The organism is Streptomyces sp. NPDC001920 (assembly GCF_053594495.1).
In genome coordinates, this window is sequence record NZ_JBSFEP010000002.1 from 119,614 (window position 1) to 143,260 (window position 23,647).

General features: G+C 70.5%; 20 protein-coding genes and 1 pseudogene. 10 read left to right on the forward strand and 11 right to left on the reverse strand.

The window, feature by feature from the left end; translation table 11 throughout:
• Window positions 1–4 precede the first annotated feature (4 nt).
• From ACWCPI_RS03105 to ACWCPI_RS03130, 6 genes are all read right to left on the reverse strand, one after another.
• The gene (locus tag ACWCPI_RS03105) at window positions 5–307 is read right to left on the reverse strand and encodes a hypothetical protein (RefSeq protein WP_451036455.1); all 303 of its coding nucleotides are present in this window, start codon (window positions 305–307) and stop codon (window positions 5–7) included.
• Between the two features lie 139 nt (window positions 308–446).
• The gene (locus ACWCPI_RS03110) at window positions 447–1,448 is read right to left on the reverse strand and encodes a TerC/Alx family metal homeostasis membrane protein (RefSeq protein WP_451036456.1); all 1,002 of its coding nucleotides are present in this window, start codon (window positions 1,446–1,448) and stop codon (window positions 447–449) included.
• 224 nt (window positions 1,449–1,672) lie between these two features.
• On the reverse strand, window positions 1,673–3,694 hold the full coding sequence (locus ACWCPI_RS03115; protein WP_451036457.1) for a TerD family protein: 2,022 nt from the start codon (window positions 3,692–3,694) through the stop codon (window positions 1,673–1,675).
• A gap of 54 nt (window positions 3,695–3,748) precedes the next feature.
• Window positions 3,749–4,327, reverse strand: a complete 579-nt coding sequence (locus ACWCPI_RS03120; protein ID WP_451036458.1) for a TerD family protein — start codon at window positions 4,325–4,327, stop codon at window positions 3,749–3,751.
• A gap of 198 nt (window positions 4,328–4,525) precedes the next feature.
• Window positions 4,526–6,673 (reverse strand): excinuclease ABC subunit UvrB, encoded by a 2,148-nt coding sequence (gene uvrB, locus ACWCPI_RS03125; protein ID WP_451036459.1) that lies wholly within the window; start codon window positions 6,671–6,673, stop codon window positions 4,526–4,528.
• Between the two features lie 40 nt (window positions 6,674–6,713).
• On the reverse strand, window positions 6,714–7,580 hold the full coding sequence (locus tag ACWCPI_RS03130) for an MHYT domain-containing protein (protein ID WP_451036460.1): 867 nt from the start codon (window positions 7,578–7,580) through the stop codon (window positions 6,714–6,716).
• A gap of 278 nt (window positions 7,581–7,858) precedes the next feature.
• Between ACWCPI_RS03130 and ACWCPI_RS03135 the strand changes: the two are divergent.
• From ACWCPI_RS03135 to ACWCPI_RS03145, 3 genes and pseudogenes are all read left to right on the forward strand, one after another.
• Window positions 7,859–8,722, forward strand: a pseudogene (locus tag ACWCPI_RS03135) (glycerophosphodiester phosphodiesterase); the annotation flags it as partial.
• 71 nt (window positions 8,723–8,793) lie between these two features.
• Window positions 8,794–9,348: a methylated-DNA--[protein]-cysteine S-methyltransferase gene (locus ACWCPI_RS03140; protein WP_451036461.1), complete on the forward strand. Its 555-nt coding sequence runs from the start codon at window positions 8,794–8,796 to the stop codon at window positions 9,346–9,348.
• Between the two features lie 146 nt (window positions 9,349–9,494).
• A complete protein-coding gene (locus ACWCPI_RS03145; RefSeq protein WP_451036462.1) occupies window positions 9,495–10,784 on the forward strand; it encodes an MFS transporter in 1,290 nt (429 codons plus the stop codon).
• A 29-nt stretch (window positions 10,785–10,813) separates the two neighbouring features.
• Here ACWCPI_RS03145 and ACWCPI_RS03150 read toward each other — a convergent pair whose 3' ends face one another.
• Entirely contained in the window at window positions 10,814–11,242 is a 429-nt protein-coding gene (locus tag ACWCPI_RS03150) for a VOC family protein (protein WP_451036463.1), read from the reverse strand.
• A gap of 100 nt (window positions 11,243–11,342) precedes the next feature.
• Between ACWCPI_RS03150 and ACWCPI_RS03155 the strand changes: the two genes are divergently transcribed.
• Both ACWCPI_RS03155 and ACWCPI_RS03160 read left to right on the forward strand, forming a co-directional pair.
• Complete coding sequence (locus tag ACWCPI_RS03155) at window positions 11,343–12,251, forward strand: pseudouridine-5'-phosphate glycosidase (protein ID WP_451036464.1); 909 nt, start codon at window positions 11,343–11,345, stop codon at window positions 12,249–12,251.
• Window positions 12,252–12,422: 171 nt separating this feature from the next.
• Window positions 12,423–13,313, forward strand: a complete 891-nt coding sequence (locus ACWCPI_RS03160) for a carbohydrate kinase family protein (RefSeq protein WP_451036810.1) — start codon at window positions 12,423–12,425, stop codon at window positions 13,311–13,313.
• 333 nt (window positions 13,314–13,646) lie between these two features.
• Here the strand turns inward: ACWCPI_RS03160 and ACWCPI_RS03165 are convergent, their stop codons facing one another.
• A complete protein-coding gene (locus ACWCPI_RS03165; RefSeq protein WP_451036465.1) occupies window positions 13,647–14,441 on the reverse strand; it encodes a methyltransferase domain-containing protein in 795 nt (264 codons plus the stop codon).
• A 502-nt stretch (window positions 14,442–14,943) separates the two neighbouring features.
• Between ACWCPI_RS03165 and corA the strand changes: the two genes are divergently transcribed.
• The gene (gene corA / locus ACWCPI_RS03170) at window positions 14,944–16,071 is read left to right on the forward strand and encodes a magnesium/cobalt transporter CorA (RefSeq protein ID WP_451036466.1); all 1,128 of its coding nucleotides are present in this window, start codon (window positions 14,944–14,946) and stop codon (window positions 16,069–16,071) included.
• Window positions 16,072–16,273: 202 nt separating this feature from the next.
• Here corA and ACWCPI_RS03175 read toward each other — a convergent pair whose 3' ends face one another.
• Both ACWCPI_RS03175 and ACWCPI_RS03180 read right to left on the reverse strand, forming a co-directional pair.
• Window positions 16,274–16,711: a CBS domain-containing protein gene (locus tag ACWCPI_RS03175; protein WP_388811802.1), complete on the reverse strand. Its 438-nt coding sequence runs from the start codon at window positions 16,709–16,711 to the stop codon at window positions 16,274–16,276.
• A gap of 150 nt (window positions 16,712–16,861) precedes the next feature.
• On the reverse strand, window positions 16,862–17,521 hold the full coding sequence (locus ACWCPI_RS03180; protein WP_451036467.1) for a uridine kinase: 660 nt from the start codon (window positions 17,519–17,521) through the stop codon (window positions 16,862–16,864).
• Between the two features lie 174 nt (window positions 17,522–17,695).
• Between ACWCPI_RS03180 and ACWCPI_RS03185 the strand changes: the two genes are divergently transcribed.
• From ACWCPI_RS03185 to ACWCPI_RS03195, 3 genes are all read left to right on the forward strand, one after another.
• Entirely contained in the window at window positions 17,696–18,391 is a 696-nt protein-coding gene (locus ACWCPI_RS03185; protein ID WP_451036468.1) for a DUF2293 domain-containing protein, read from the forward strand.
• Between the two features lie 655 nt (window positions 18,392–19,046).
• Complete coding sequence (locus ACWCPI_RS03190) at window positions 19,047–19,526, forward strand: anthrone oxygenase family protein (RefSeq protein ID WP_451036469.1); 480 nt, start codon at window positions 19,047–19,049, stop codon at window positions 19,524–19,526.
• Window positions 19,527–19,720: 194 nt separating this feature from the next.
• Entirely contained in the window at window positions 19,721–21,208 is a 1,488-nt protein-coding gene (locus ACWCPI_RS03195; RefSeq protein WP_451036470.1) for a glutamate synthase subunit beta, read from the forward strand.
• 18 nt (window positions 21,209–21,226) lie between these two features.
• On the opposite strand, the gene ACWCPI_RS03200 is transcribed toward ACWCPI_RS03195, so the two are convergent.
• Entirely contained in the window at window positions 21,227–21,745 is a 519-nt protein-coding gene (locus ACWCPI_RS03200) for a carboxymuconolactone decarboxylase family protein (protein WP_451036471.1), read from the reverse strand.
• Window positions 21,746–21,888: 143 nt separating this feature from the next.
• On the opposite strand from ACWCPI_RS03200, the gene pdxR reads away from it, so the two are divergent.
• The gene (gene pdxR, locus ACWCPI_RS03205; RefSeq protein ID WP_451036472.1) at window positions 21,889–23,367 is read left to right on the forward strand and encodes a MocR-like pyridoxine biosynthesis transcription factor PdxR; all 1,479 of its coding nucleotides are present in this window, start codon (window positions 21,889–21,891) and stop codon (window positions 23,365–23,367) included.
• Window positions 23,368–23,647: the final 280 nt, after the last annotated feature.

Sequence of the window (23,647 nt, forward strand, 5' to 3'; positions counted from 1 at the left end):
GTCGCTACGCGAAATCGGTCATCTCCTGTACGTCACAGTCCGTGAAGGACGGCGGCCTGGTGCACAGCGCGGCCATCTGCTCCGCGAACTTGGTCGTCTCGGGGTCATCGCTGTTGCGCATGGCGTCCTCGTGGGAGTCGAACTCGACCACCACGAGGTACCTGTCGGGCCGGCCCCGGTCCTTGAGGACGAGGCGGCGCCTGGGGCCACCGCTGCGCCCGGCAAGGCGTTGCTCGGTGTCCTGGGTGAGTTCCCGCATCTCGTCGATACGCTCGGTCTCGAAGTCGATGATCTGTACGAACTTCATGGGTGCGTCCACAGGTGCCTCCACCCGGCCGTGGTGTCCCCGACGGGAACACCCCAGCGCCCAAAGAAGCACCGGGAGCGGTGCTCGGCAATTCGCTGGGCACCACTCCCGGTGTTGGTTCTTCCTACGTTCGACGGGGTCAGACGTCGATGCTGTCCTTCGGAGCGCCTTCGCTCCTCTCCTGCGCCGCCTCGGCCGCCGCCTGCTTCTTGGAAGCCCTCAGGCTGGTGATCGTGGTGATCACCAGGACCGAGCAGATCACGCCGAGCGAGACCGGAATGCTGATCTCGGGGACGTGGACGCCGGACTCGTGCAGCGCGTGCAGCACCAGCTTGACGCCGATGAAGCCCAGGATGACCGACAGGCCGTAGCTGAGGTGGACCAGCTTCTTCAGCAGGCCACCGATCAGGAAGTACAACTGCCTCAGACCCATCAGGGCGAAGGCGTTGGCCGTGAACACGATGTACGGGTCCTGCGTCAGGCCGAAGATCGCGGGGATGGAGTCCAGGGCGAACAGCACGTCGGTGGTGCCGATCGCCAGCATCACGACCAGCATCGGGGTCATGACCCGCTTGCCGTTCTCCTGGATCCACAGCTTGGTGCCGTGGTAACGGTCGGCGACGCCGAACCTGCGCTCGGCCGCCTTGAGGAGCTTGTTCTCCTCGTACTCCTCGTCCTCCTCGTCGGCCCGCGCCTCCTGGACGAGCTTCCAGGCGGTCCAGATCAGGAAGGCGCCGAAGATGTAGAACACCCAGGAGAAGCTGGCGATGATGGCGGCGCCCGCGGCGATGAAGACGGCGCGCAGCACCAGGGCTATGAGGACACCGATGAGCAGCACCCTCTGCTGGTACTGGGACGGCACCGCGAACTTCGCCATGATCAGAACGAAGACGAAGAGGTTGTCGACGCTCAGCGACTTCTCGGTGATGAAGCCCGCGAAGAACTCGCCGGCGGGCTGCCCGCCCCCGAAGAACAGCAGGCCCAGCCCGAAGAGGGCGGCCAGGACGATCCAGACGACCGTCCAGATACCTGCTTCCTTGATCGACACGTCATGCGGCTTGCGGCCGATGAAGAAGTCGACCGCGATCAGGGCGGCAAGGCCCACGATGGTCAGGACCCACAGGGTCGTGGAAACTTCCACTGCGCCTCCGGCAGTCGTAACGGCAAATGTCAGCGTCGTCGCGCGCCGGAGGTCTCTTCCACCCACGATGGGCCGACGCCCCGGGATCTGGCCGGATCCGTATTGACGGGTACGTCGCACTAGACAGGGAGTACTCCCCTCCGTGGGATGAACTCTACCCCAATCACCAAGGGAAGGTAAAGTGCTTGGCAAAAAGAAGGCCAAGTGTGCTGGTCAGAGGCGCTTTACCTGTACTTGGCCCGAGCTTCGGCGACCTGCCTGAGCACCTGCTGGAGGACCTGGCTGCCAGGCGGCACGAGCGAAGGCTCGTAGGTCCAGGCATGCCCCACCCAGGGGTCGGCCAGGTGGTCGTCGGGGACGGGGGTCAGTCGCAGCAGCGAACGCCACAGCGGGTCGAGCAACGGGCCGTAGGCGGCAGCTTCCTCACGGTCCGCGACCATCATCAGGTGGACGCCGACTGCGGGTCCCTCGTCCGCGAGGTAGCGCAGCTGATTGACGGCCCGGTCGTCGAAGCCGTGCGGGAAGTCGTTGACGATGAGGAGCTGCTGGGAGGTGTCGAACCCGGGCGGCAGCGAGTCGGGGGCGCCGGCGCGCAGCGCCATCTGCACGAGGTCGACGCGCTGGGTGAGCCGCGCGAGGATGTCGGCCACTCCGCCCGCGCCCACCGCCGGCGGACCCGCGAGCGCGCCGCTCTGCACGAGGGGGACGAGCGCCTGTGCTCCCGAACCGGCAGGGTCGGCGACATGCACGGTGAACTCGCCCGCCGGGTGGACGGCGAGCAGCCGGGCCGCGTGCGCCACGGCCGTCTCCATCGCGAGGCGCCGCAGGTCGTGGGCGTCGGTGAACGAGCCGTCGATCGAACCACTGCGACCACTGTCGATCCACAGACCGCGCTCCAGCGGCAGCCGGATCAGCATCGGTATGCGCAACTGGGTGCTCTCGGGCAGGTGGAGGTCGCCCAGGCGCACGGCCATGGGAATCTCCATCGGTACGCGGTAACCGTGCCAGACGGGATTGTCCCAGCGTGCGTACGCGGGCGGCAGCGCGGGTTCGACGACCTCGGCCTCGGCGGTGAGCTGGGCGAGGTCCCGGTCGAGCGTCGCCCTCGCCTGGCTGATGAGCTGGGCGTGCTTGGCCTCTGCGGCCTCGCGCGCGGCGTCGCCCTGTCCGCCGATCCGGCTGCGCGGGTCCGACAGGACCTGGTCGAGCTCCTTTTCCATGCGGGAGTCGGCGAAGTCGACCGCGCTGCGGTAGGCGGCGGTCGTGCGAGCCAGGTCCTCGAACATGCCCCACACCTGGTTGTACAGCCGCTCGTCCATGGACCAGCCGGTGGCGTCACCCGCGACGGGCTGAGCCGGTTGTCCGGGCTGGGCCGCAGGCGCGGTCGGCGGAGGCGGCGGGGGAGCCGCGTTCCGACGGCGGGGGTGGCTGTAGTCGATCGGGCCGCCGGAGGTGGGCGTCGACGGCTGGGCGGGGTCACCGCTGCCGGTCGGGCCCTGATACGGCATCTGCGGCGCCGGCTGGCCGGGCGCACCGGGCGTCTGGGTGCCGTAGGGCGATGTCGGCTGCTGGGGTACGGCCCCGGAGGAGCTCTGCGGTGCGGAGCCTGCCTGCTCGGGGCCGAGTGCGGGTGCGGCGGCCTGCCGGGAACGGTCGCCGTCCGTCCGTGCGGAGGGTGCCGGCACGGAGCGGGCCATGCCCTGGGCCACCGCTTCGTTGATGCTGCCGGCCAGCTGATGGGCCTGGGACAGGCCCTGGTCGGTGAGGAGGTCGGCGAGACCACCGGCGTAACCCTGGCCGATGGCACGCACCTTCCAGGCGTCCTGTCGACGGTAGAGCTCCAGGGCGACCACGGCCGACTCCGCCTCAAGGCCGGTGATCGTGTAGCTGGCGACCTCGGTGCCGTCCAGGCCGGTGACCGCGACGAAGGGGGTGGCCACGGCGCCGAAGCGGGTCGGACCGCCGACCCCGGCGGGCAGGGCGAGCAGCACGCTGACGCGGTGGACGGCCTCGGGCATGGCGTCCAGGTCCACCGCAAGACGGTGGTCGGCGGCCGCCTGGCGTGAGACCTCAAGGCCGGGCAGGGTCGGGGCGCCCGGGTGGGCCACCCATTCGACCCCGTGGATCCTGCCCTCGTCGTCGCCGAGCGTGGCTCCGGCCACGATCGGCGTTCCGGCCGAGACCCTGATCTCCAGACGGGTCTGGGAGAGCGGGTGGTTCTGCCCCCGCACCAGCTCGGCCGTCATGACTTCGTCCCCCTGTGTCGCTTGTCTTGTCGAGTGCCGCTCGCCGGGCGGGCCTTACAGGGTCGGCAGGATCGCCGGCATCAGGTCCTGGAAGGTGCGGCCGTTGGCCGGGGTACCGAGGGCCGTCATCGACCAGCCCGGGCCCGAGCGGTGCACCTTCGCCATGATCTGCGCCGTGTAGGCGCCGCCGCCCGCGAGGGTGTAGCGGGCCAGCTCCTGGCCGTTGGTCTCGTCGACCAGGCGGCAGAACGCGTTCTGCACCTCCTGGAAGGTCTGGCCCGTGAAGGAGTTCACGGTGAAGACGATCTGGTCGATGTGGACCGGCACGCGCGCGAGGTCGACGAGGATCGCCTCGTCGTCGCCGCCCTGGCCGACACCGCCGACGAGGTTGTCACCGGTGTGGCGGACGGAGCCGTCGTCGCTCACCAGGTGACGGAAGAAGACGACGTCCACGGGCTGCTTGTCCGCGAACAGAACGGCGGACGCGTCCAGGTCGACCTCCCGGGTGCGGGAGCCGAACAGGCCGCGCCGGGGAGCCGCCTGCCAGCCGAGACCCATGCGTACCGCGGTCAGGCTGCCCCCGTCGTTCTTCTGCAGACTGATGGCCTGACCCTTGGTCATGTTGACGGTCACGTGCTGAATCCCCTCTCGAGCTGTCCCCTGTTGGCCGCGGACTCCGCGGATGACCAGAACCCTACGCAGGAGCACTGACAGTGACGTACCCCGGTCCGCACTTTGTGTCGGTCTTGCAACACAGGGCGTGCCCGGCGGGGCGGTTCAGGCCGTTCGAGGGCGCCGGTCCCGGGGTCGGTGACCGGCGCCCGTGGGCCGTCAGGCCAGGCCCGCCTCCTTCATCTGGCGCAGTTCCTTCTTCATCTCGGACACCTCGTCGCGCAACCGGGCCGCGATCTCGAACTGCAGATCCGCGGCGGCGGCGCGCATACGCGCCGTCAACTCCTCGATCTGCTCGGCGAGCTCGGCCGCCGGGCGGTCGGTCGGCACTTTCTCCGCGGCCTTGCCCTTCGCCGACTTGGACGCCTTCGTGCCCTTGGCCGCCTTGTCACCGAGAGAGGGAACGGGAGCCTTGGTGCCCCGGCCGTCCTTCTTCGCTCGGTAGCCGCTGCCCAGCAACTGCTCCGTGTCGACGTCCTCGCGCGCGATCTGCGCGACGATGTCGTTGATCTTCTTACGCAGCGGCTGGGGGTCGATGCCGTTCGCCTTGTTGTAGGCGACCTGCTTCTCCCGGCGGCGGTTGGTCTCGTCGATGGCCTTCTCCATCGCCGGTGTGATCTTGTCGGCGTACATGTGGACCTGACCGGAGACATTGCGCGCCGCGCGGCCGATGGTCTGGATGAGGGAGGTCCCGGAGCGCAGGAAGCCCTCCTTGTCGGCGTCGAGGATCGCGACCAGGGACACCTCGGGAAGGTCGAGCCCCTCGCGGAGGAGGTTGATGCCGACGAGGACGTCGAACTCGCCGGAGCGCAGCTCGCGCAGCAGCTCGACCCGGCGCAGCGTGTCGACGTCGCTGTGCAGGTAGCGCACCTGGATGCCGAGCTCCAGGAAGTAGTCCGTGAGGTCCTCGGCCATCTTCTTGGTGAGGGTGGTGACCAGGACGCGCTCGTCCTTCTCGACGCGTGCGCGGATCTCGTGGACCAGGTCGTCGATCTGCCCCTCGGTGGGCTTGACCACGACCTCCGGGTCGACGAGGCCGGTGGGCCGGATGATCTGCTCGACATGGCCGTCCGAGCGGGAGAGCTCGTAGGTTCCCGGGGTCGCCGACAGGTAGACGGTCTGCCCGATGCGCTCCTGGAACTCCTCCCACTTCAGGGGGCGGTTGTCCAGGGCGGAAGGAAGGCGGAAGCCGTGGTCGACGAGGGTGCGCTTGCGGGACGCGTCACCCTCGTACATGGCTCCGATCTGCGGCACGGTGACGTGCGACTCGTCGATGACGAGCAGGAAGTCGTCCGGGAAGTAGTCCAGCAGGGTGTTGGGCGGGGAGCCGGGCGAGCGGCCGTCGAAGTGCATGGAGTAGTTCTCGACGCCGGAGCAGGTGCCGATCTGGCGGAGCATCTCCAGGTCGTAGGTCGTGCGCATCCGCAGGCGCTGGGCTTCCAGCAGCTTGCCCTGCTTCTCCAGCTCGGTGAGGCGCTCCCCCAGCTCCTTCTCGATGTCGTTGACGGCCCGCTCCATGCGCTCGGGGCCGGCGACGTAGTGGGAGGCGGGGAAGACGTACAACTGCTGGTCGTCGCTGATGATCTCGCCGGTGAGCGGGTGGAGTGTGGACAGGGCCTCGATCTCGTCGCCGAACATCTCGATGCGTACGGCGAGCTCCTCGTAGACCGGGAAGATCTCGATGGTGTCGCCGCGCACGCGGAAGGTGCCCCGGCTGAAGGCCAGGTCGTTGCGTGTGTACTGGATGTCCACGAAGCGGCGCAGCAGCTCGTCCCGGTCGATCTCCTCGCCGACCTTGAGGGGGACCATACGGTCCACGTACTCCTGCGGGGTGCCGAGTCCGTAGATGCAGGAGACCGAGGCGACCACGACGACGTCACGGCGGGTGAGCAGTGAGTTGGTCGCGGAGTGCCGCAGGCGCTCGACCTCCTCGTTGATCGAGGAGTCCTTCTCGATGTAGGTGTCCGACTGCGGGACGTAGGCCTCGGGCTGGTAGTAGTCGTAGTACGAGACGAAGTATTCGACGGCGTTGTTCGGCAGGAGCTCGCGGAATTCGTTCGCCAGCTGGGCGGCCAGAGTCTTGTTCGGCGCCATCACCAGGGTGGGGCGCTGAAGCTTTTCGATCATCCACGCGGTGGTGGCGGACTTTCCTGTGCCGGTCGCGCCGAGCAGGACGACGTCCTTCTCGCCGGCTTCGATGCGCCGGGCGAGCTCGGCGATGGCCTGCGGCTGGTCGCCGCTGGGCCGGTAGGGGCTGACGACCTCGAAGGGCGCCACCGTGCGTTCGATCTGGGAAACGGGCCGCATGGAATCCACCGTACGACCCCCCACTGACAACGCGTCCGGATCAGTGGTTCTGCGGAGCTCGGGACCCGCGTCGGTCCTGGTTCGGGCGGACGCGCAGCCGGGGCCGGTGAGCCCGGTGCGGGACGGCGGGGCGGGCCGGGACACCCGGTTTGGGCTCGGCGGGGGGCGCTGGGGGGTTCCCCGTGACGATCCACGGGTCGAGGAGCACGACCAGGCCCGCGAGCAGCAGGAACGCGAGCGGGCCGACCAGCATCGGCGCGACCAGGGCGGCGGGCGAGTCGCCCGCGGTGGGGACGTCGGTGTCGTGGAGGTGGACGCTGAGGGCGGCCATGCCGGTGTAGTGCATGCCGCTGACGGCGAGTCCCATCACGAGGCTCGCGCCCACGCTCCAGAGAAATCCTCTGACCTGTCCTGCGGCCCACAATGCGGCGGTGGCCGCCACCATGGCTATGACCACGGAGACGGCGACGGTGAAGGTGTTGTATTCCAGCCTTCCGCCCAGTCGCATCCCGGCCATGCCGAGATAGTGCATGGAGGCTATGCCCAGACCGGTGATGGTGCCGCCGGTGAACAGGGCCGTTCCACGGGCGCCCTTGTAGCCGACGATGAAGATCCCGATGCCCACCATGACGATGGCGACGGCGAGGCTCGCGAACGTCATCGCTTTGTCGTAGTGGATGGGCGTCTCCTCGACGGTGAAGCCCATCATCGCGACGAAGTGCATGGTCCATATGCCGGAGCCGATGGCCGCCGCCGCCAGAGCGAGCCACCCCGGGCGGCAGGACTGCGGGACGAGCATCGATCTGGTGGTGCAGCGCAGACCGAGCGCACCGCCGAGGCAGGCCATCAGATAGGCCACCAGCGGTGTGACGAGTCCGTAGCTGAATCCGTCGATCGTGCCCTGCATACGCAGTTGCCCTTCCCGCCCTCTTACGTCCCTGAAATCCGTGAAATGCGCCCCCTCCCAGGACCGCCCGGGCGGTCGGGGTTGAGGCAGAGAGTAACTCCCACCGGAATGGTCGAACGATTTTCCGGCAAAGAAACACGGCCTTGCCCCAGTTGTGCGGCACAAGTGAGCGGGCCCGGGCAACTCCATTCATTCTGTGGCCATTCTGCACTCCTTCGCCGTTGACCGACTGCTGTCACAGTTGAACCGTCTGTGATCGTTCGACGCGAGGAGTACGCATGCACGCGCGCGCTGTAGCCGCAACGACGACCGCGCTCCTGGGAACTGCCGCGCTTCTGCTGCCCGCCTCCGACGCCCGGGCCCGCGACGACGTGCCCACGGTCGTCGCCCACCGGGGGGCTTCGGCCTACGCTCCCGAGAACACGCTGGCCGCCGTGGACAAGGCCGCCGATCTGGGCATCAGCTGGGTCGAGAACGACGTGCAGCGCACGAGGGACGGTGAGCTCGTCGTCCTCCACGACGACAACCTCAAACGCACGACCGACGTGGAGGAGGTCTTTCCCGATCGGGCGCCCTGGAAGGTGAAGGACTTCACCGCCGCCGAGATCGCCCGTCTGGACGCGGGCAGCTGGTTCGGCCCCGGCTACGCGGGCGCGCGTGTGCCGACGCTGGAGCAGTTCATGGACCGTGTGGAGCTGCACCATCAGAAGCTTCTTCTGGAGATCAAGAACCCTGATCTGTATCCCGGCATCGAGCGGCAGACCCTCAGGGTCCTGGACGACGAGGGCTGGCTGGACCCGGAGCACCTCGCCGGCCGGTTGATCGTGCAGAGTTTCAGCGCCGAGACCGTGCGGACCGTCCACGAGCTGCAGCCCGACGTCAAGACCGGTTTCCTCGGGACACCGCCGGAGGAGGACCTCGCCGGGTACGCGGCCTTCGCCGACCAGATCAATCCCTCGTACGGCTCCATCTCCACGGACTACGTCGACTCCGTCCACGAGTTCACCGGGCCGCACGGCAGGCCGCTGGAGGTCTTCGCGTGGACCGTGAACGACGCGATCACCGCTCGGCTGGTCGCCGGGTACGGCGTGGACGGCATCATCACCAACCATCCCGACGTGGTGCGGGACGCGCTGACCGGGAGTGCGTTCCCCGCCAAGGAGCCGACGCCGGTCGCCGGGGCGTTGTCAGTGGCGGGCCGTACGGTGGGCGCATGGACAGCCATGGGCAGTACGAGCAGCAGGTCGTATGGGCCGTCGTCGGTACCGACATCGGTCCGCTGATGCTGGCCGCGACCCGCGAAGGCCTGGTCAGCGTCGTGTTCCACGCCACGGACGAGGTGCGCGACAAGGCGCTCGACCGCCTGGCGGCCCGGCTGGGCGGCGAGCCGGTCGAGGCACCCGACTCCCCGCTGCTGACCGAGGCGATACGCCAGGTGGAGCAGTACTTCTCGGGCGCGCGCCGCGACTTCGACCTGCCGCTGGACTGGTCGCTCATCTCCGGCTTCAACCGCCAGGTGCTGCGCGAGCTGGCCGCCGGTGTCCCGTACGGCACGGTCGTCGGGTACGGCGATCTGGCGGGGCGGGTCGGACAGCCCGGCGCGGCCCAGGCCGTGGGGATGGCGATGGGCGCCAATCCGCTGCCGGTCGTCGTGCCCTGTCACCGGGTCGTGGAGAGCGACGGCGGCATCGGCGGGTTCGGGGGCGGTCTGGAGACCAAGCGGAAGCTGCTCGCGCTGGAGGGGGTGCTGCCGGAGCCGCTGTTCTGAGATGTCCGACACCAACGGGTTGGGCGGACGAGCGACGAGGGGGAGACTGCGCCTGTGACGACACCTTTCACCCACCTGTACGCGGCCACTGCGGTGCGCTGCCCCGTGTCGGCTCCTGCGAGGCGTCCCGCGCCCGGGTGCGCGTCGTGACCACCGTCCAGCGGAAGGTCGTCGCAGCCGTGCCGGCAGACCGGTTGCCGGCTCTGCGCCGCCGTATCTCGGCCGTATTGATCGCGACGCAGATCCTCGGCGGGCTGGGCGTCGCCACCGGCATCGCGCTCGCGGCCGTCCTCGCCACGGAGGTGAGCGGCACCGAGTCACTGTCCGGACTGGCGCCCACCGCGACCGTCGCCGGTACGGCGATGCTGTCGGTGCCCCTGGCCGCGTTGATGACCGCGCGCGGGCGGCGTCCCGGGCTCGTCCTCGCCTACCTCATCGGCGCCGTGGGCGCAGGTGTCGCCGTGGTCGCGGCCGCGGTCGGAAGCTTCCCGCTGCTGCTGGGCGGGCTGGCCGCGTTCGGCGCGGCCTCGGCGGCGAATCTGCAGGCGCGGTTCGCGGCCGCCGATCTGGCCGAACCGGAACGGCGGGCCCGGGCCATCTCGCTCGTCGTGTGGGCGACGACCATCGGCGCGGTCCTCGGACCGAACATCGCCGCGCCCGCGGGTCGCAGCGTCATGGGCCTCGGGATACCCGCCGCGGCTGGTCCGTTCCTGTGGGCAGCGGGGATCTTCCTGATATCCGCGGTCGTGGTGGCCGTACTGCTGCGGCCGGATCCACTGCTCACGGCGCGGGCGCTCGCGCCGACCGAGGACCAGTCGCCCGCGGCCCGCTCGCTGCGCGCCGGGCTGGCCGCCGTGACGGCCTCATCGCGAGCCCGGCTCGCGGTGGTGACGGTTGCCGTGGCGCACACGGCGATGGTCTCGGTGATGGCCATGACTCCGGTCGACCTCGCGCACCATGGCGCGGGCATCGATCTGATCGGGCTGGTCATCAGCGTGCACATCGCGGGCATGTACGCGTTCGCACCGCTCATGGGGCGGCTGACGGACCGGTTGGGGCGGCTGTCCGGGATCGGGCTGGCGGTGGGGCTGCTGGCGTGCGCCGTGTTCCTCGCCGGCACGGCCGGCGCCAGTCACGGGCAGACGGCCGTCGGGCTCTTCGTGCTGGGGCTCGGCTGGTCGGCGGGGCTCGTCTCCGGTTCCGCGCTGCTCACCGACTCCGTGCCGCAGCCCGCGCGGGCCGCCGCGCAGGGGCTCTCGGATCTCGTCATGAACGCCTCGGCGGGCGTCGGCGGGGCGATCGCCGGTCTCGTCGTCGCCAAGGCGAGCTACGGCTGGCTGAACTTCACCGCCGCGTGCCTGCTGATCCCGTTGGCGGCACTGGCGCTGTTCACACGGGGCAGGACACGGGCGAAGAGCGCCGACGCGGACGTCTGAGGCCGGCCCGAGTTCCTTCTGCCGGCTCGCTAGTCGTAGTGCCGGGCCTCGAAGACGTTGCCGTCGGGATCGCGGAAGTAGAAGCTGCGCCTGGCCTTGCCGCGGGCGCCGAAGGCGTCGTACGAGTAGTCCGAGACGGGGACGTCCTGCTCCTCCAGGTGTGTGCGGAGCTTGTGGAGATCGGTTTCCGGCAGGGACAGACAGACGTGATTGACCGGGTGCCCCGCGCTCTGGGCGGCGCCGGGCAGCATCTTCATGCGCTCCACCATGGTCATCGGCATGAGGTCGAGGATGGTCTCGTCGTTGACGCGCACCGAGGGGAACGGCGCCTCGCCCGCGATGAACTCGGCAAGCCGGACGGGGGCCATGCCGAGCGTCTTGTCGTAGAACTCGGCCGACGCGACCGGGTCGCGCACCCAGAGGACCACGTGGTCGAGACGTGTCGTGTTGTCGGTCATGCCTCCAAGGCTGGTGTCCTCCCCCACAGGCCGCAAGGGGTTTGATCGGGCGGGCCGCCCGCCAGAGATGAGGGAAGACCGACAGACAGGAGGCAGTCGCGTGGTGCTGATGGTGTCCCAAGAGGTGCGAGGGGCGATCGACGCGGGTCGACCCGTGGTTGCCCTGGAGTCCACGATCATCGCGCACGGGCTGCCGCGGCCGCGCAACCTGCAGGTGGCACTGGAGCTGGAGGACGTCGTGCGGCGGGAGGGCGCCGTTCCCGCGACGATCGCCGTGCTGGACGGGCGACCTCTGGTAGGGCTGGACAAGGAGCAACTGGAGCGAATCGCGAACGAGGACGGGATCCGCAAGCTGGGGCACCGTGATCTGCCGCTGGCGATGGCCTCGGGGGCGAGCGGGGCGACCACGGTGTCGGCGACCGCTCAGCTGGCGGCCCTCGCGGGAGTCCGCGTCTTCGCGACGGGCGGGCTCGGCGGTGTGCACCGTGAGTGGACGGTGACACAGGACGAGTCGGCCGACCTGGGGCTGCTGGCGCGCACGCGGATCACGGTGGTGTGTGCCGGGGTGAAGTCGATCCTCGATGTCCCGGCGACCCTGCAGCGGCTGGAGACGCTGGGCGTCGCCGTGGCCGGCTATCGCACGGAACGCTTCCCTGGCTTCTACCTGTCCGACTCAGGACACCCGGTGGACTGGACCCTGCGGTCGCCACAGGAGGCGGCCGAGGTGATGCGTGCTCAGGACAGGCTCGGTGGACCCGAGTCGGCGCTGATCGTCGCCAACGCGGTGCCGGAGGCGGAACAACTGGATCCCGAGCTGCACGCGCGCGTGCTCGCCGAGGCGCTGCACGCCTGCGAGGAACAGGGCATCAGCGGTCAGGGGGTCACGCCGTTCCTGTTGGACTACCTGGTACGCCACACCGACGGGGCCTCCCTGAGCGCCAATCTCGCGGCGGTCCGCGGCAACGTACGGCTGGCGGCGCGGATCGCGGCCGCATGGGCCGGGGCGTGACGCGGACGGAAGCAGGCAGGCGGGACCTGACCGAGGCGGAGGCACGTGGAACCGGGAGCGGACTTGGGTGAAGCCGGGGCACACGGAACCGAAGGCGGTGCGAGCGGGCATCGGTCCGGGAGCGCGGCGAGCGGGGGTGGGCCGGACCTCGGTGGCGCTCGTGACGGCGCGCTGCTGGTCGTCGGGGATGTGGTGACGGACGTCATAGCTCGTCATCGAGGACCCCTCGCGTCCGGAACGGACACGACCGCGACGATCCGTACGGTGCCGGGCGGCGCGGGAGCCAATGTGGCTTGCTGGGCCGCCCATTGGGGTTGTGCGCATGTCCGGTTGCTGGGACGGGTGGGCGCGGACACGGCCGCCTGGCACGAACGGGAACTGATCGGGAGCGGGGTGCGGCCACGCCTCGTCGTGGACCCGCAGGCGTCGACCGGCACCGTGATCTGCTTGGTCGACCAAGGAGCTGCGGCCGAGCGCACCTTCCTCACCGACAGCGGCGCGTCCTTGCGGCTCGAACCGGCCGACTGGTCGGACACGGTGCTCGACGGCGTCGCCCGGCTGCATCTCTCGGGCTACCTGCTGTTCTCCGAGCCGAGCCGGGCGCTGGTGGCGGTGGCTCTCGCGTCGGCACGCGCGCGTGGGGTGCCGGTGAGCCTGGATCCGGCCTCGGCGGGCTTCCTGGTGGAACTGGGCGTCGGCCGTTTCCTGGCGCTGGTGGAGGACGTGGACGTCCTGCTGCCGAGCCGCGACGAGGCGTGCCTGCTCACCGGTCTTTCCGACCCGGCGGACGCGGCGGCCGGCCTGAGCCGTCATGTCCCTCTCGTGGTCGCCAAGCAGGGTGCGGAAGGCGCGCTGATCGCCCGGTCGGGCACCGTGATCGCCCGTGTCCCAGCCGTGCCGACGGCGCCGAGGGACACGACGGGAGCGGGTGACGCGTTCACGGGTGCCTTTCTGGCATCCCTCCTTGCCGGTGCCGGGCCTGAAGACGCGGCGCGGGAAGGGTGCAGGGCCGGGGCTCTGGCGGTGGAGCGGGTGGGAGGAAGGCCACCGACGTCACGGTGACGGTCACTCACGCGGCAGCGGCACAGTGCGTCTCCGCGGCCATGTGACGCCGGAGTCCTCGGCCGGTTGCTCGGCGCGTACGGCTGCGTGCGGTATGTCCACGCGGCAGCGACACGGGGCGTCTCCGCCGCCACGTGACGCCGGAGACCTGGGCCGCGTGCTCGGATCGGACACCGCCGCGTGCGGTGCGTCCACGCCGCGGCCGAGCGACGCCGCCGTTCCCACGGTGCCGCGCCGACCGGGCCGACATGGGCGGCTGATGACATGGGCGGCAGGTGGACAGCGACCGGTTTGCCTCCGGGCCTTGCCCGGCGCTCAGGGCCGACGGCCCCTCTACGGCTTGCGCCCCCATGCCGAGATCATCGGTGCCGCGGCCAGGTCCATGCCGTCGGCGGCGACGTTGGCGAGGTGGCGGTCGATGTCCTGGTCCGTGGCATGCCCCGAGGTGACGAGCTGGTCCCGGAGTGCGCGGATCGTGGCCGACTCAAGCGCGGCGCAGGCAGGCGAGACGAGTGGGAAGTACACGTCGGCCGCGACCCGGCGGAGTCCGGCATCGCGGAGCAGTCGAGGCAGTCCACGGCCGAAGGAGAGTTCGGAGCCGTTGTCGACGAGGAGGCTGCGGACACCGTCGCGGAGACGATTCGCGAGTTGCTGTGCGGGACCGTGCTCGTCGGGGCACAGCAGGGGTTGCAGCGCGAGATCGGTGTCCTCGATCAGAAGTCGACCGCCGGGGGCCAGGGCGTCGATCATCGACCGCAACGCCCGTCGGCGGTCCGGGAGATGAGCGAGAACCATCCGTGCGTGCACCAGGTCGAACCCCTCCCCCGGCGGCTCCTCGGTCACCACGTCATGGACACGGACCTCGACCGGCGGGCGGGCGGCCGCGGCGAGCCTTGAGGTGTCGAGGTCGGTCGCGATCACTTTTCCGGTCGGTCCGACCTTCTTGGCCATCCAGGAGACCACCGAGGTGCCGCCCGCGCCCACCTCCCAGCAACGCCAGCCGGGTCCGATGCCGAACCCTTCGAGGTGCCTGAACGTCGTGGGGTCGAAGAGGGGGCCCACGGCGTCGCCCTGCTCGCCCGCCGCGGACTGCCGGTTGTCGAGGAGATACCCGTCGGTTCGCATCATGCCGAGATCATCCCAGTTGTCCGGCTTGTCAGGAACGGCCGACGCTCGGCGGCACGGTCTCGAATTCCACGCCCCATCCGCATCCACGCCCCCTCCGTATCCACGCGACAGCCCTCTCCAGTCAGGCCGGCCCCGCCCACGCCAACCCCCTCCGGTCGCGCACACCCTTCTTCCGCCGCGCCTCCAGTGCTCGCTCCGCAGCCCCCCGAGCTCCCGCCGCGCCTACCGTTCGTCCCCCGCACCCTCCCGTTCTCCCCCAGATCCACTCCCGACGTCCCCCGCACCCCTCCCGTTCTCCCCCAGCGCCACTCCCGAGGACTCCCGCGCCACCTTCTGTCCCTCTTCACGCGGCCCGATCCTATCTGGGCCGCTTTCATCCACAGGCGGGAACAAAGCGGAATGCGCTGCTCCCACAGGCTTACCCGCGGCTCACCCTCAACTGGCAAACTGGCGGGCCAGGGCGCAGAAATGCGGCACGAGGGAGCCAGGCGAGGAGATCCAGATGTCCATGGCAGGAAATCTGCGAAAGGTCACCGGCCTCAGCAAGGTCGGTGGTCTCCGCAAGGTGGCACGGCTGGCTCGACGGCATCCCCGCGTCGACCTCAGCCATCCTGCCCGGTCCCCGCTGGGCTCCTCGGTGGTGAACTGCGTGAGATACCGGGACGGCGTGCGGGTACCGGAGAGCGACGATCTGGTCGACGTCCTGCAGAAGGTGCGCAAACGCGGGGACGAATTCCTCTGGCTCGGCCTTCACGAGCCGACGGACCAGGAGTTCGCGGGTATCGCGGAGTTGTTCGCCCTGCATCCGCTGGCCGTGGAGGACGCCGTCGAGGCGCATCAGCGACCGAAGCTGGAGCGCTACGACGACACGCTCTTCGCGGTGTTCAAGACGGTCTGTTACGTCGAGCACGAGGAACTCACGGCGACGAGCGAAGTCGTGAACACAGGCGAGATCATGGTGTTCGTCGGCCAGGACTTCGTGATCACCGTGCGGCATGGACGGCACGGGTCACTCGGCCCGTTGCGTGAGGAGCTGGAGACGACCCCTGAACAGCTCGCCAAAGGGCCGGCGGCGGTGCTGCACGCGATCGCGGATCATGTGGTCGACGAGTATCTGAACGTCAGTGGCTCGGTGCAGGAGGACATCGACCAGGTGGAGACGGATGTCTTCGCCGAGAACGGCGCACGGGCCGATCCCGGGCGGATCTATCAGCTCAAGCGCGAACTCCTGGAGCTGAAGCGGGCGGTGGTCCCATTGAGCCGCCCGCTGGAGGAGCTGGCCACCCGACCGATCCGGGTGGTCGAGCCGGAGATACAGGCCTACTTCCGCGATGTCTCCGACCATCTGCTGCGGGTCAAGGAGCAGATCTTCGCCTTCGACGAACTTCTGAACTCGATCCTGCAGGCGCACCTGGCCCAGGTCACCGTGGCGCAGAACGAGGACATGCGGAAGATCACCGCTTGGGCAGCGATCATCGCCGTACCGACGATGGTGTGCGGTGTGTACGGCATGAACTTCGATTACATGCCGGAGTTGCGCTGGACGTTCGGTTATCCGCTGGTCATAACCGTGATCTCGGTGGCTTGCGTGGTCCTGTATCGCGGCTTCCGGCGCAACGGCTGGCTCTGACGCACGGCCGACTCTCACGCACGGCCGGCTCTGACGCACGGCCGGCCCTCATGCACGGCCGGCTCTGACGCTCGTCACCGCCTCAGTGGCCGGCCCGTGTCCGCCCGCCTTCTCCCCCCTCCTCGTCCGCCCTCGCCCGCCCCGGCCGGGTATGCGGACGAGGGCGGTACGAGAGGCGGAGCCGGAGTGGGGTCCCGCCGGGTCAGCGCGTCGTAGGCTCCGTGGTCCTGGCATAGACGCTCTCCGCCCAGTGCGCGACGTCGCTCTCCGGCAGGTTCCGGGCCAGATCGGCCTCGCTGATCATGCCGACCAGGCGCTTGTTGTCGATGACGGGAAGCCGGCGGATCTGGTGCTCCTTCATCTCCCGCAGCACGTCACTGATGTCGGCGTTCGCGTCGATCCAACGCGGGGTGCCCTGGGCCATCTCACCGGCGGTGACCCTGCTCGGGTCGTGTCCCATGGCCACGCAGCCGACGACGATGTCCCGGTCGGTGAGGATGCCGCAGAGCCGTTCGTTCTCGTCGCTGATGGGCAGGGCTCCGACCCCCAGGTCGCGCATCAGCTGGGCGGCGCGGTCCAGGGTCTCGTGGGCCGGGATCCACTGGGCGCCACGGTGCATGATGTCTCCGGCAGTGGTCATGGAGTACCTCCCGATGCCGGACGGCCGGCGCGGCGCGGGACGCACCGCTAGTCCCGGCGCCCTTCATTCTCGCCGTGCCACCCGGCACATGCACCTGGAGCCGAGCGGGCCCGCCCCCCGGTCAGGTGGTGCCCCGGATCGCCCGACGGATCAGCCGTTGTCAACGGATGCTCCGTTCCACGCCGGGTGCCGCGGATCGTCCGCTCGCACCAGGACGTCGGCCGCGCCTGCCGGGTCGGTCTCGTGCTCGTAGCGCTCGAAGGCAGGGAGGGTCCAGTGCTCGGCTTCGGGGGTACGACGGCGCAGGGCTCCGGAGGAGAGGAGGACGTGGACGGTCAGGTCGAAGGGGAACCAGTGACGCAGCAGGAGGGGACCGTGCAACAAGAGGACGCCGCCCGGCGGCAGTTGGACATAAGGGCTGCGGGTCGCCCGGTCGGTGGCCGGGTCCCACAGGTCGGGCAGGACACGGCCGTTGCCGTCGGGCTCCAGAGGACCGAAGACCTCGCGCCAGAGGGCGCCGGTGTCGAACCAGCCGTCGTAATAGGCGTCCACGTCCTGGTGGCCGTACTCCAGACGGAGCGAGGCGGGGCGCAGGAAGCCTTCCGTGCCGACGGTGAGGGAGGCGCGGCCACGTATGCGCAGCGCCTCGCCGACCCGGGCGGCGAGGTCTCCCGGGCGGGCCGCGGGGGCGCCGTCGAAGGCGACGCGCGGCCAAGGGCTGCCGTCGGCCGGCTTCAGGTCGAGCAGCCGCTCGGCCAACAGGTCGCCGAGCCGGTCCCAAGTGATCGCTTCGAGTCGCACACGGCCCATGATGCGACAGGCACGGTCGGGAGGAGTGCGCTCCCGCTCGCGCTCGCACCCGCGCCCCTGCCCGCGCCCGCGCCTCCGTCCGCGTCGAAAAGGATCAGCTCACAGACAGGCAGACCGTGCGGTCGGGCCCGGTCCGGCAGTTCTCCAGGCCCTCCCCGCGGGGAAGAACGCCCTATGGCGCACCTCGCAACTCCCCCGTCCCGCACCGGCCTTCTCGTCGTCCAGCCGCTCAAGCGGCGGCACTGTGCGGAGTGTCATGCGGGACCGTTGCGGATGTTGGTGCTGGAGGAGGGTGCACCGCGCTGCCTTGACTGTGCCGACCTCGGGCATCTGGTGTTCCTGCCACGTGGGGACACGGCGTTGACGCGTCGGTCACGGGAGGAGAGCGTGCTGTCGGCGGTGGTCGTGCGGTTCAACCGGCGCAAGAGCCGTTACGAACGACAGGGCGTCCTCGTCGAGGAGGCGGGGCTCGCCCGGGCCGAGCAGCGGTGCCTGGCGGACGCGGAGGCCAGGCAGCGGCGCCGGGTGCGGGACGCCCGGCGGCGGGCGCGGGAGGACGTGCGGTTCACGGAGGCGTTCGCGGCGGAGATACGGAGGCTGTTCCCGGGGTGTCCGGCGGACCGGGCACGGGACATCGCGGCGCATGCGTCGCTGCGGGGCAGCGGGCGAGTGGGGCGGAGCGCGGCGGGGCGGGCGTTGTCGGAGGGGGCGGTGACATCGGCGGTCGTGGCGTCCGTACGGCACCTGGACACGCCGTACGACCAGCTGTTGATGAGCGGGGTGCCACGTCATGAGGCTCGGCGCCGGATCGCTGCGGCGGTGGAGACGACGCTGCGGGCGTGGCGGACGGAGGGGGCGGAGGTCGGCTGACGGCAGGGCCGGACCAGGGCCTGGGAACACGGTGGCACAGTGGTGCGGACCGACCGGGCGTGCGAGGGACACGCCGCCGGCACCGCTGCGGAGCTCGGGGCCTCGCACGGCTGCAGCGTTGGGCGCGGCGCCTACGACGCGGCGGACAGGACCCGCCAGCGCGCGCCACGGCACTGCGCGGGACGGACGCGGGGCGGGCGCGGGGTGCAGCGCCGCCGATACCGTGCGGCCCGGCACCCGACCACCCGGCACCAGTGACGGCGAGACCGGGGGAAGGCGAGCCGCGACACCACGAGACGGCGAGACGGCGAAACGGCGAGACGGCGAGACGGCGAGACGGCGAGACGGCGACATCGTGTCGATCGCTGATCGCGATCGGCAACCGGTGCCGGCACCCGGGTGCGAGTGCGAGGTGCGCCCGGCCAGGCCCCGACCGGCGACGGTCGCCCGCGCCGCAAGGCCACGCGGCGTGCGCCCGGCCGTCCAGGTCCCACGCATCAGACCTGTCCGGCCGACGCCCGCCCGCCGCCGCCCTGGACGGTCGCGTATGTGGTCGCGTCGATCGGCCATGGTGACCGTTCTCGTTCAGGATTTCACTTGTGGTGACGGCAGGGGCCGGGGAGGATCTTCGGCGGAGCGCGGGAGTGACGTTGAGATGATTGATGGGCCGTACTTCGTACTGGTCGTGATGGGAGTGGTGGGGACGGGCCTCGTCGCCGGGGTCTTCTGCGCCTTCTCGACCTTCGTGATGCGCGGGCTCGCCGCGCTGCCGCCGGCGCAGGGTGTCGCCGCGATGCAGTCGATCAACGTGGCGGCGTTGGGGCCGGCGTTCATGCTGGTGTTCATGGGGTCGGCGGTGCTGTGCGCGGTGGTCGCCGTGGTGACGTTCGTGCTGTGGCCGGACAAGGGGACGGTGGAGCTGCTGCTGGGCAGTGGGCTGTACCTGTTCGGTTCGTTCGGAGTGACCGTGGTGGCGAACGTGCCTCGCAACGAGACGTTGCTCAAGCTCGACGCGGGCACTGCGGAGGCGACCGACTACTGGCCGACGTACGTGCGCGAGTGGACGGTGTGGAACCACGTCCGCACGGTCGCCTCGGCCGCCGCGGCGGTGGCCTACGTACTGGCCCTCAGCTGACTCCCTCCGCGGCACCGGCATCAGCACCGGCACCGGCACCGGCACCGGCACCGGACGCACCTGGCGGGAGGCCGAGAGAAAGCGCTGTCCCTCCACTCTGCGCACGGGGCGCGCGGGACGTATCGTTGCCGCAAGAGTGCCGCTCGATGACGCACGGCTCCAGCACGTCGCACGCGCACGCGAGGAAGACGGCCATGGCCGATCCCAAGGGTTTCATGAAGACCCCCCGCCAGGACTGGCCGCGCCGGCCCGTCGGGGAGCGGGTGCAGGACTGGGACGAGGTGTACGTCCCCGGGGCTCTGCTGCCGATCATCAGCAAGCAGGCCGACCGTTGCATGGACTGCGGCATACCGTTCTGCCACGAGGCCTGTCCACTGGGCAATCTGATCCCCGAGTGGAACGACCTGGTGTCGCGGGAGGACTGGCGGGCGGCCGCCGACCGGTTGCACGCGACGAACAACTTCCCCGAGTTCACCGGGCGGTTGTGCCCCGCCCCGTGTGAGGCGGGGTGCGTGCTGGCGATCAATCAGCCGGCCGTCACCATCAAGAACGTCGAGTGCGCCATCGCCGACCGCGCCTGGGAGGAAGGCTTCGCGCCGCCACGGCCGCCGGACCGGCTGTCCGGGCGTACGGTCGCGGTGATCGGGTCGGGTCCCACCGGGCTCGCCGCGGCCCAGCAGCTGACGCGGGCGGGGCACACGGTCGCCGTGTACGAGAAGGACGACCGGATTGGCGGGCTGATGCGGTACGGCATCCCCGCGTTCAAGATGGAGAAGCACCATCTGGAGCGGCGCATCGAGCAGATGCGGGCCGAGGGGACCAGGTTCCGTACCTCGACGGCGGTCGGGCGGGACGTCGGTGCGGCGGAGCTGCGGTCGCGCTACGACGCCGTGGTGGTGGCGACGGGCGCCACGGCATGGCGCGAACTTCCGGTTCCGGGGCGGGAGTTGCTCGGGATTCAGCAGGCGATGGAGTATCTGCCGCTGGCCAACCGGGTGTGCGAGGGGGACCTGGAGAGCTCCCCCATGTCCGCTGCCGGGAAGCACGTCGTCATCGTCGGTGGCGGTGACACGGGGGCCGACTGCCTGGGCACGGCTGTCCGGGAGGGTGCCGCGTCCGTGACCCAGCTGGACATCTACGCCCAGCCCGGCGCCGCGCGAGACGAGGACGCCGAGCCCTGGCCGACGTACCCGAAGATCTACCGCCTCTCGGCCGCGCACGAGGAGGCGCGCGACCTGGAGACGGCGCCCGCGGCAGATGCGGACGCGCGGTTGTTCGCGGCGTCGACGCTCCGTTTCACGGGGGACGCCGACGGACACGTACGGTCGTTGCACCTGGTCGAGGTGGACGCGCAGCGCCGCGCGCTCCCGGGCACCGGGCGTTCGCTGCCGGCCGACCTCGTGCTGCTCGCCCTCGGCTTCTCCGGACCCGACCGCGCCGACGGGCTGATCGACCAGCTGGGACTGGAGCTGGAGCCGCGGGGCACGCTCGCGCGGGACGCCGGCTTCGCCACCAACGCCCGCGGGGTGTTCGCCGCCGGGGACGCCGCCCGCGGGCAGTCACTCATCGTCTGGGCCATCGCGGAAGGGCGGGCGGTGGCGGCGGCCGTCGACCGTTATCTGACGGGGAGTTCGCGGCTGCCGGCGCCGATATCGCCGTACGACCGGCCCATGGCCGTGTGACGTGCCGATCGCCGCTGTTCAGCGCCGCTCGTCCGTCCCGGCCACCTTTCCCGTCGCCAGGGCCACCCTGTTCCAGGTGTTGATCGTGAGGATCAGGGACAGTACGTGTGCCAGTTCCTGCTCGTCGAAGTGGGCCGCGGCCCGGGCGTAGACCTCGTCGGGGACGCCGCCGTCGGCCACCAGGGTGACCGCCTCGGTCAGGGCCAGGGCGGCCTGTTCTTTCTCGGTGAAGAAGTGGCGGGCCTCGCGCCAGACCGCCACCATGTGCAGCCGGTCCTCGCTCTCGCCGGCCTTGCGGGCGTCGTTGGTGTGCATGTGGAGGCAGTAGGCGCAGTGGTTCAGGTGCGAGGCGCGGATCTGGATCAGTTCGGCGAGTGCGGGGTCCAGGCCCTCGCGGGCGGCCGCGTCGAAGCCGACGATGGCCCGGAACACCTTCGGGGCCGACCTCGCGAGGTCCAGTCGGGTCCTCGCGGCGTCGGCGGCTTCGATCGCGGAGTGCGTCGTGGAGTGCGTCGTGGAGGGCATCGTGGCGTTCATCGCGGTCTTCCCCGAAGAGCCCGCTCCGAGGCCCGTCCCGGCGTCCGGTGAAGGGAGGGCGGAAGTACCGTGCGCAACAGTCGTGTTCGTCGTCATGTGCTCCACGCTACGGACTGGAAAGACCGGCTGTAGGGTGCATTTCCATGGCGAAATCGTGGGTCAATTATGCGCAGCGGTTCGGTATCGACCTGCATCTCGACCTCTCGGAGCCGTCTGGGCCGGGCGGGCGGCGGGCCGCGCTGACGCGTGCGCTGCGCGAGGCCGTGCGCAGCGGGCGGCTCGCGCCCGGCACCCGGCTGCCGCCCTACCGTTCGCTCGCCGCCGACCTCGGAATCGCGCGCAACACCGTGGCCGACGCCTACTCCGAACTGGTCGCCGAAGGCTGGCTCACCGCCCGCCAGGGCTCGGGGACGCGGGTCGCCATGGGGGTGGCGCACACACCCTTCAGGCACCGGGGGAAGGCAGAACCACCGCCAGGTTCCCGGCAGGCGGCACCGCGCAAGGCGCCGCCACGCGCGCGTGAACCTCTGCACGACCTGCGCCAGGGCGCCCCGGACGCGTCGTCGTTCCCACGTACCGCGTGGCTTGCCTCCTGTAGGCGGGCGCTCCAGCGGGCGCCGAGCGAGGCCTTCGGACCCGGCGACCCCGCCGGCCGTGTGGAACTGCGTGAGGCGCTCACCGAGTACCTGGCACGCGCGCGCGGCGTGCGCACCGAGCCGGACCGGATCGTGATCTGCTCCGGCTTCGCGCACGCCCTGCGGCTGCTGTTCGGCCAGGACAAGGGCGGGGGCGGCGGAGTGCTCCGCGGTCCGCTGGCCGTCGAGGCGTACGGGCTCGGCTTCCACCGGGAACTCCTCGCCGCCGGGGGCGTACGGACCGTACCGCTCCCCCTCGACGAGCACGGCGCCCGCGTCGAGCGACTGACGCGCGAGCGGGCCGTGCTGCTCACTCCCGCGCACCAGTTCCCGACGGGAGGACCGCTGCACCCCGAGCGCCGCGCCGCGGCGGTCGAGTGGGCACGCGCGCGTGGCGGCGTGATTCTGGAGGACGACTACGACGGCGAGTTCCGCTACGACCGCAAGCCCGTCGGCGCCGTCCAGGGCCTCGACCCCGAACACGTGATCTTCATCGGTTCGGTCAGCAAGAGCCTGTCACCGGCGGTGCGGCTGGGGTGGATGGTGCTGCCGGAGCGGTACGTCGGCGGCGTCCTCGCGGTCAAGGGTGAGCGTGAGGCCTGGGCGAGCGTTCTCGACCAGCTGAGCCTCGCCGACCTCGTCGCCTCCGGGGCGTACGACCGTCATGTCCGGAGGATGCGGCAGCGGTACCGCAGTCGTCGGGACCGCCTCGTCGCGGCGCTCGCCGCGCACGCCCCGCACATCGGGGTCACCGGTGTCGCCGCCGGACTGCACGCGGTGCTGCGGCTGCCACCGGGCACCGAGCGGGCCACGGTGGAGGCGGCCGCCAGGGAGGGCATCGCCCTGGAAGGCCTCGCCGAGTTCCGCCACCCGCAGGTGGCAGAAGCGGACATGCCGGTGCGCGACGGCCTCGTCGTCGGCTGCGCGACACCGTCGGAGCATGCCTACGGGGCGGCGCTGGAGGCGCTGTGCGGGGTGCTGCCGTGAGGCGCGCCGCCCGCCGCAACCGCCACGCGGCAGCCACCTGCTGCCCCTGAGCCGCCCCGACCCACCCGGCTTCGCACCCCTCGGACCGAGCCACCCGAGTACGGCTCCTGCCCTGTCCGGATTTCTCATCCTATCCACCTGAAAAGTGACTTCCGGACTACAGGTATGCGAACGGGAGTGGGATCATCGGACCAGGAGGCGCGCTGTCGTCGTACCCGGGCTTGGGCCCGGATCGGCAGCGGCTCGCCCCATCCTTCGTTCCGCCGTCAGGCGCAGGGCC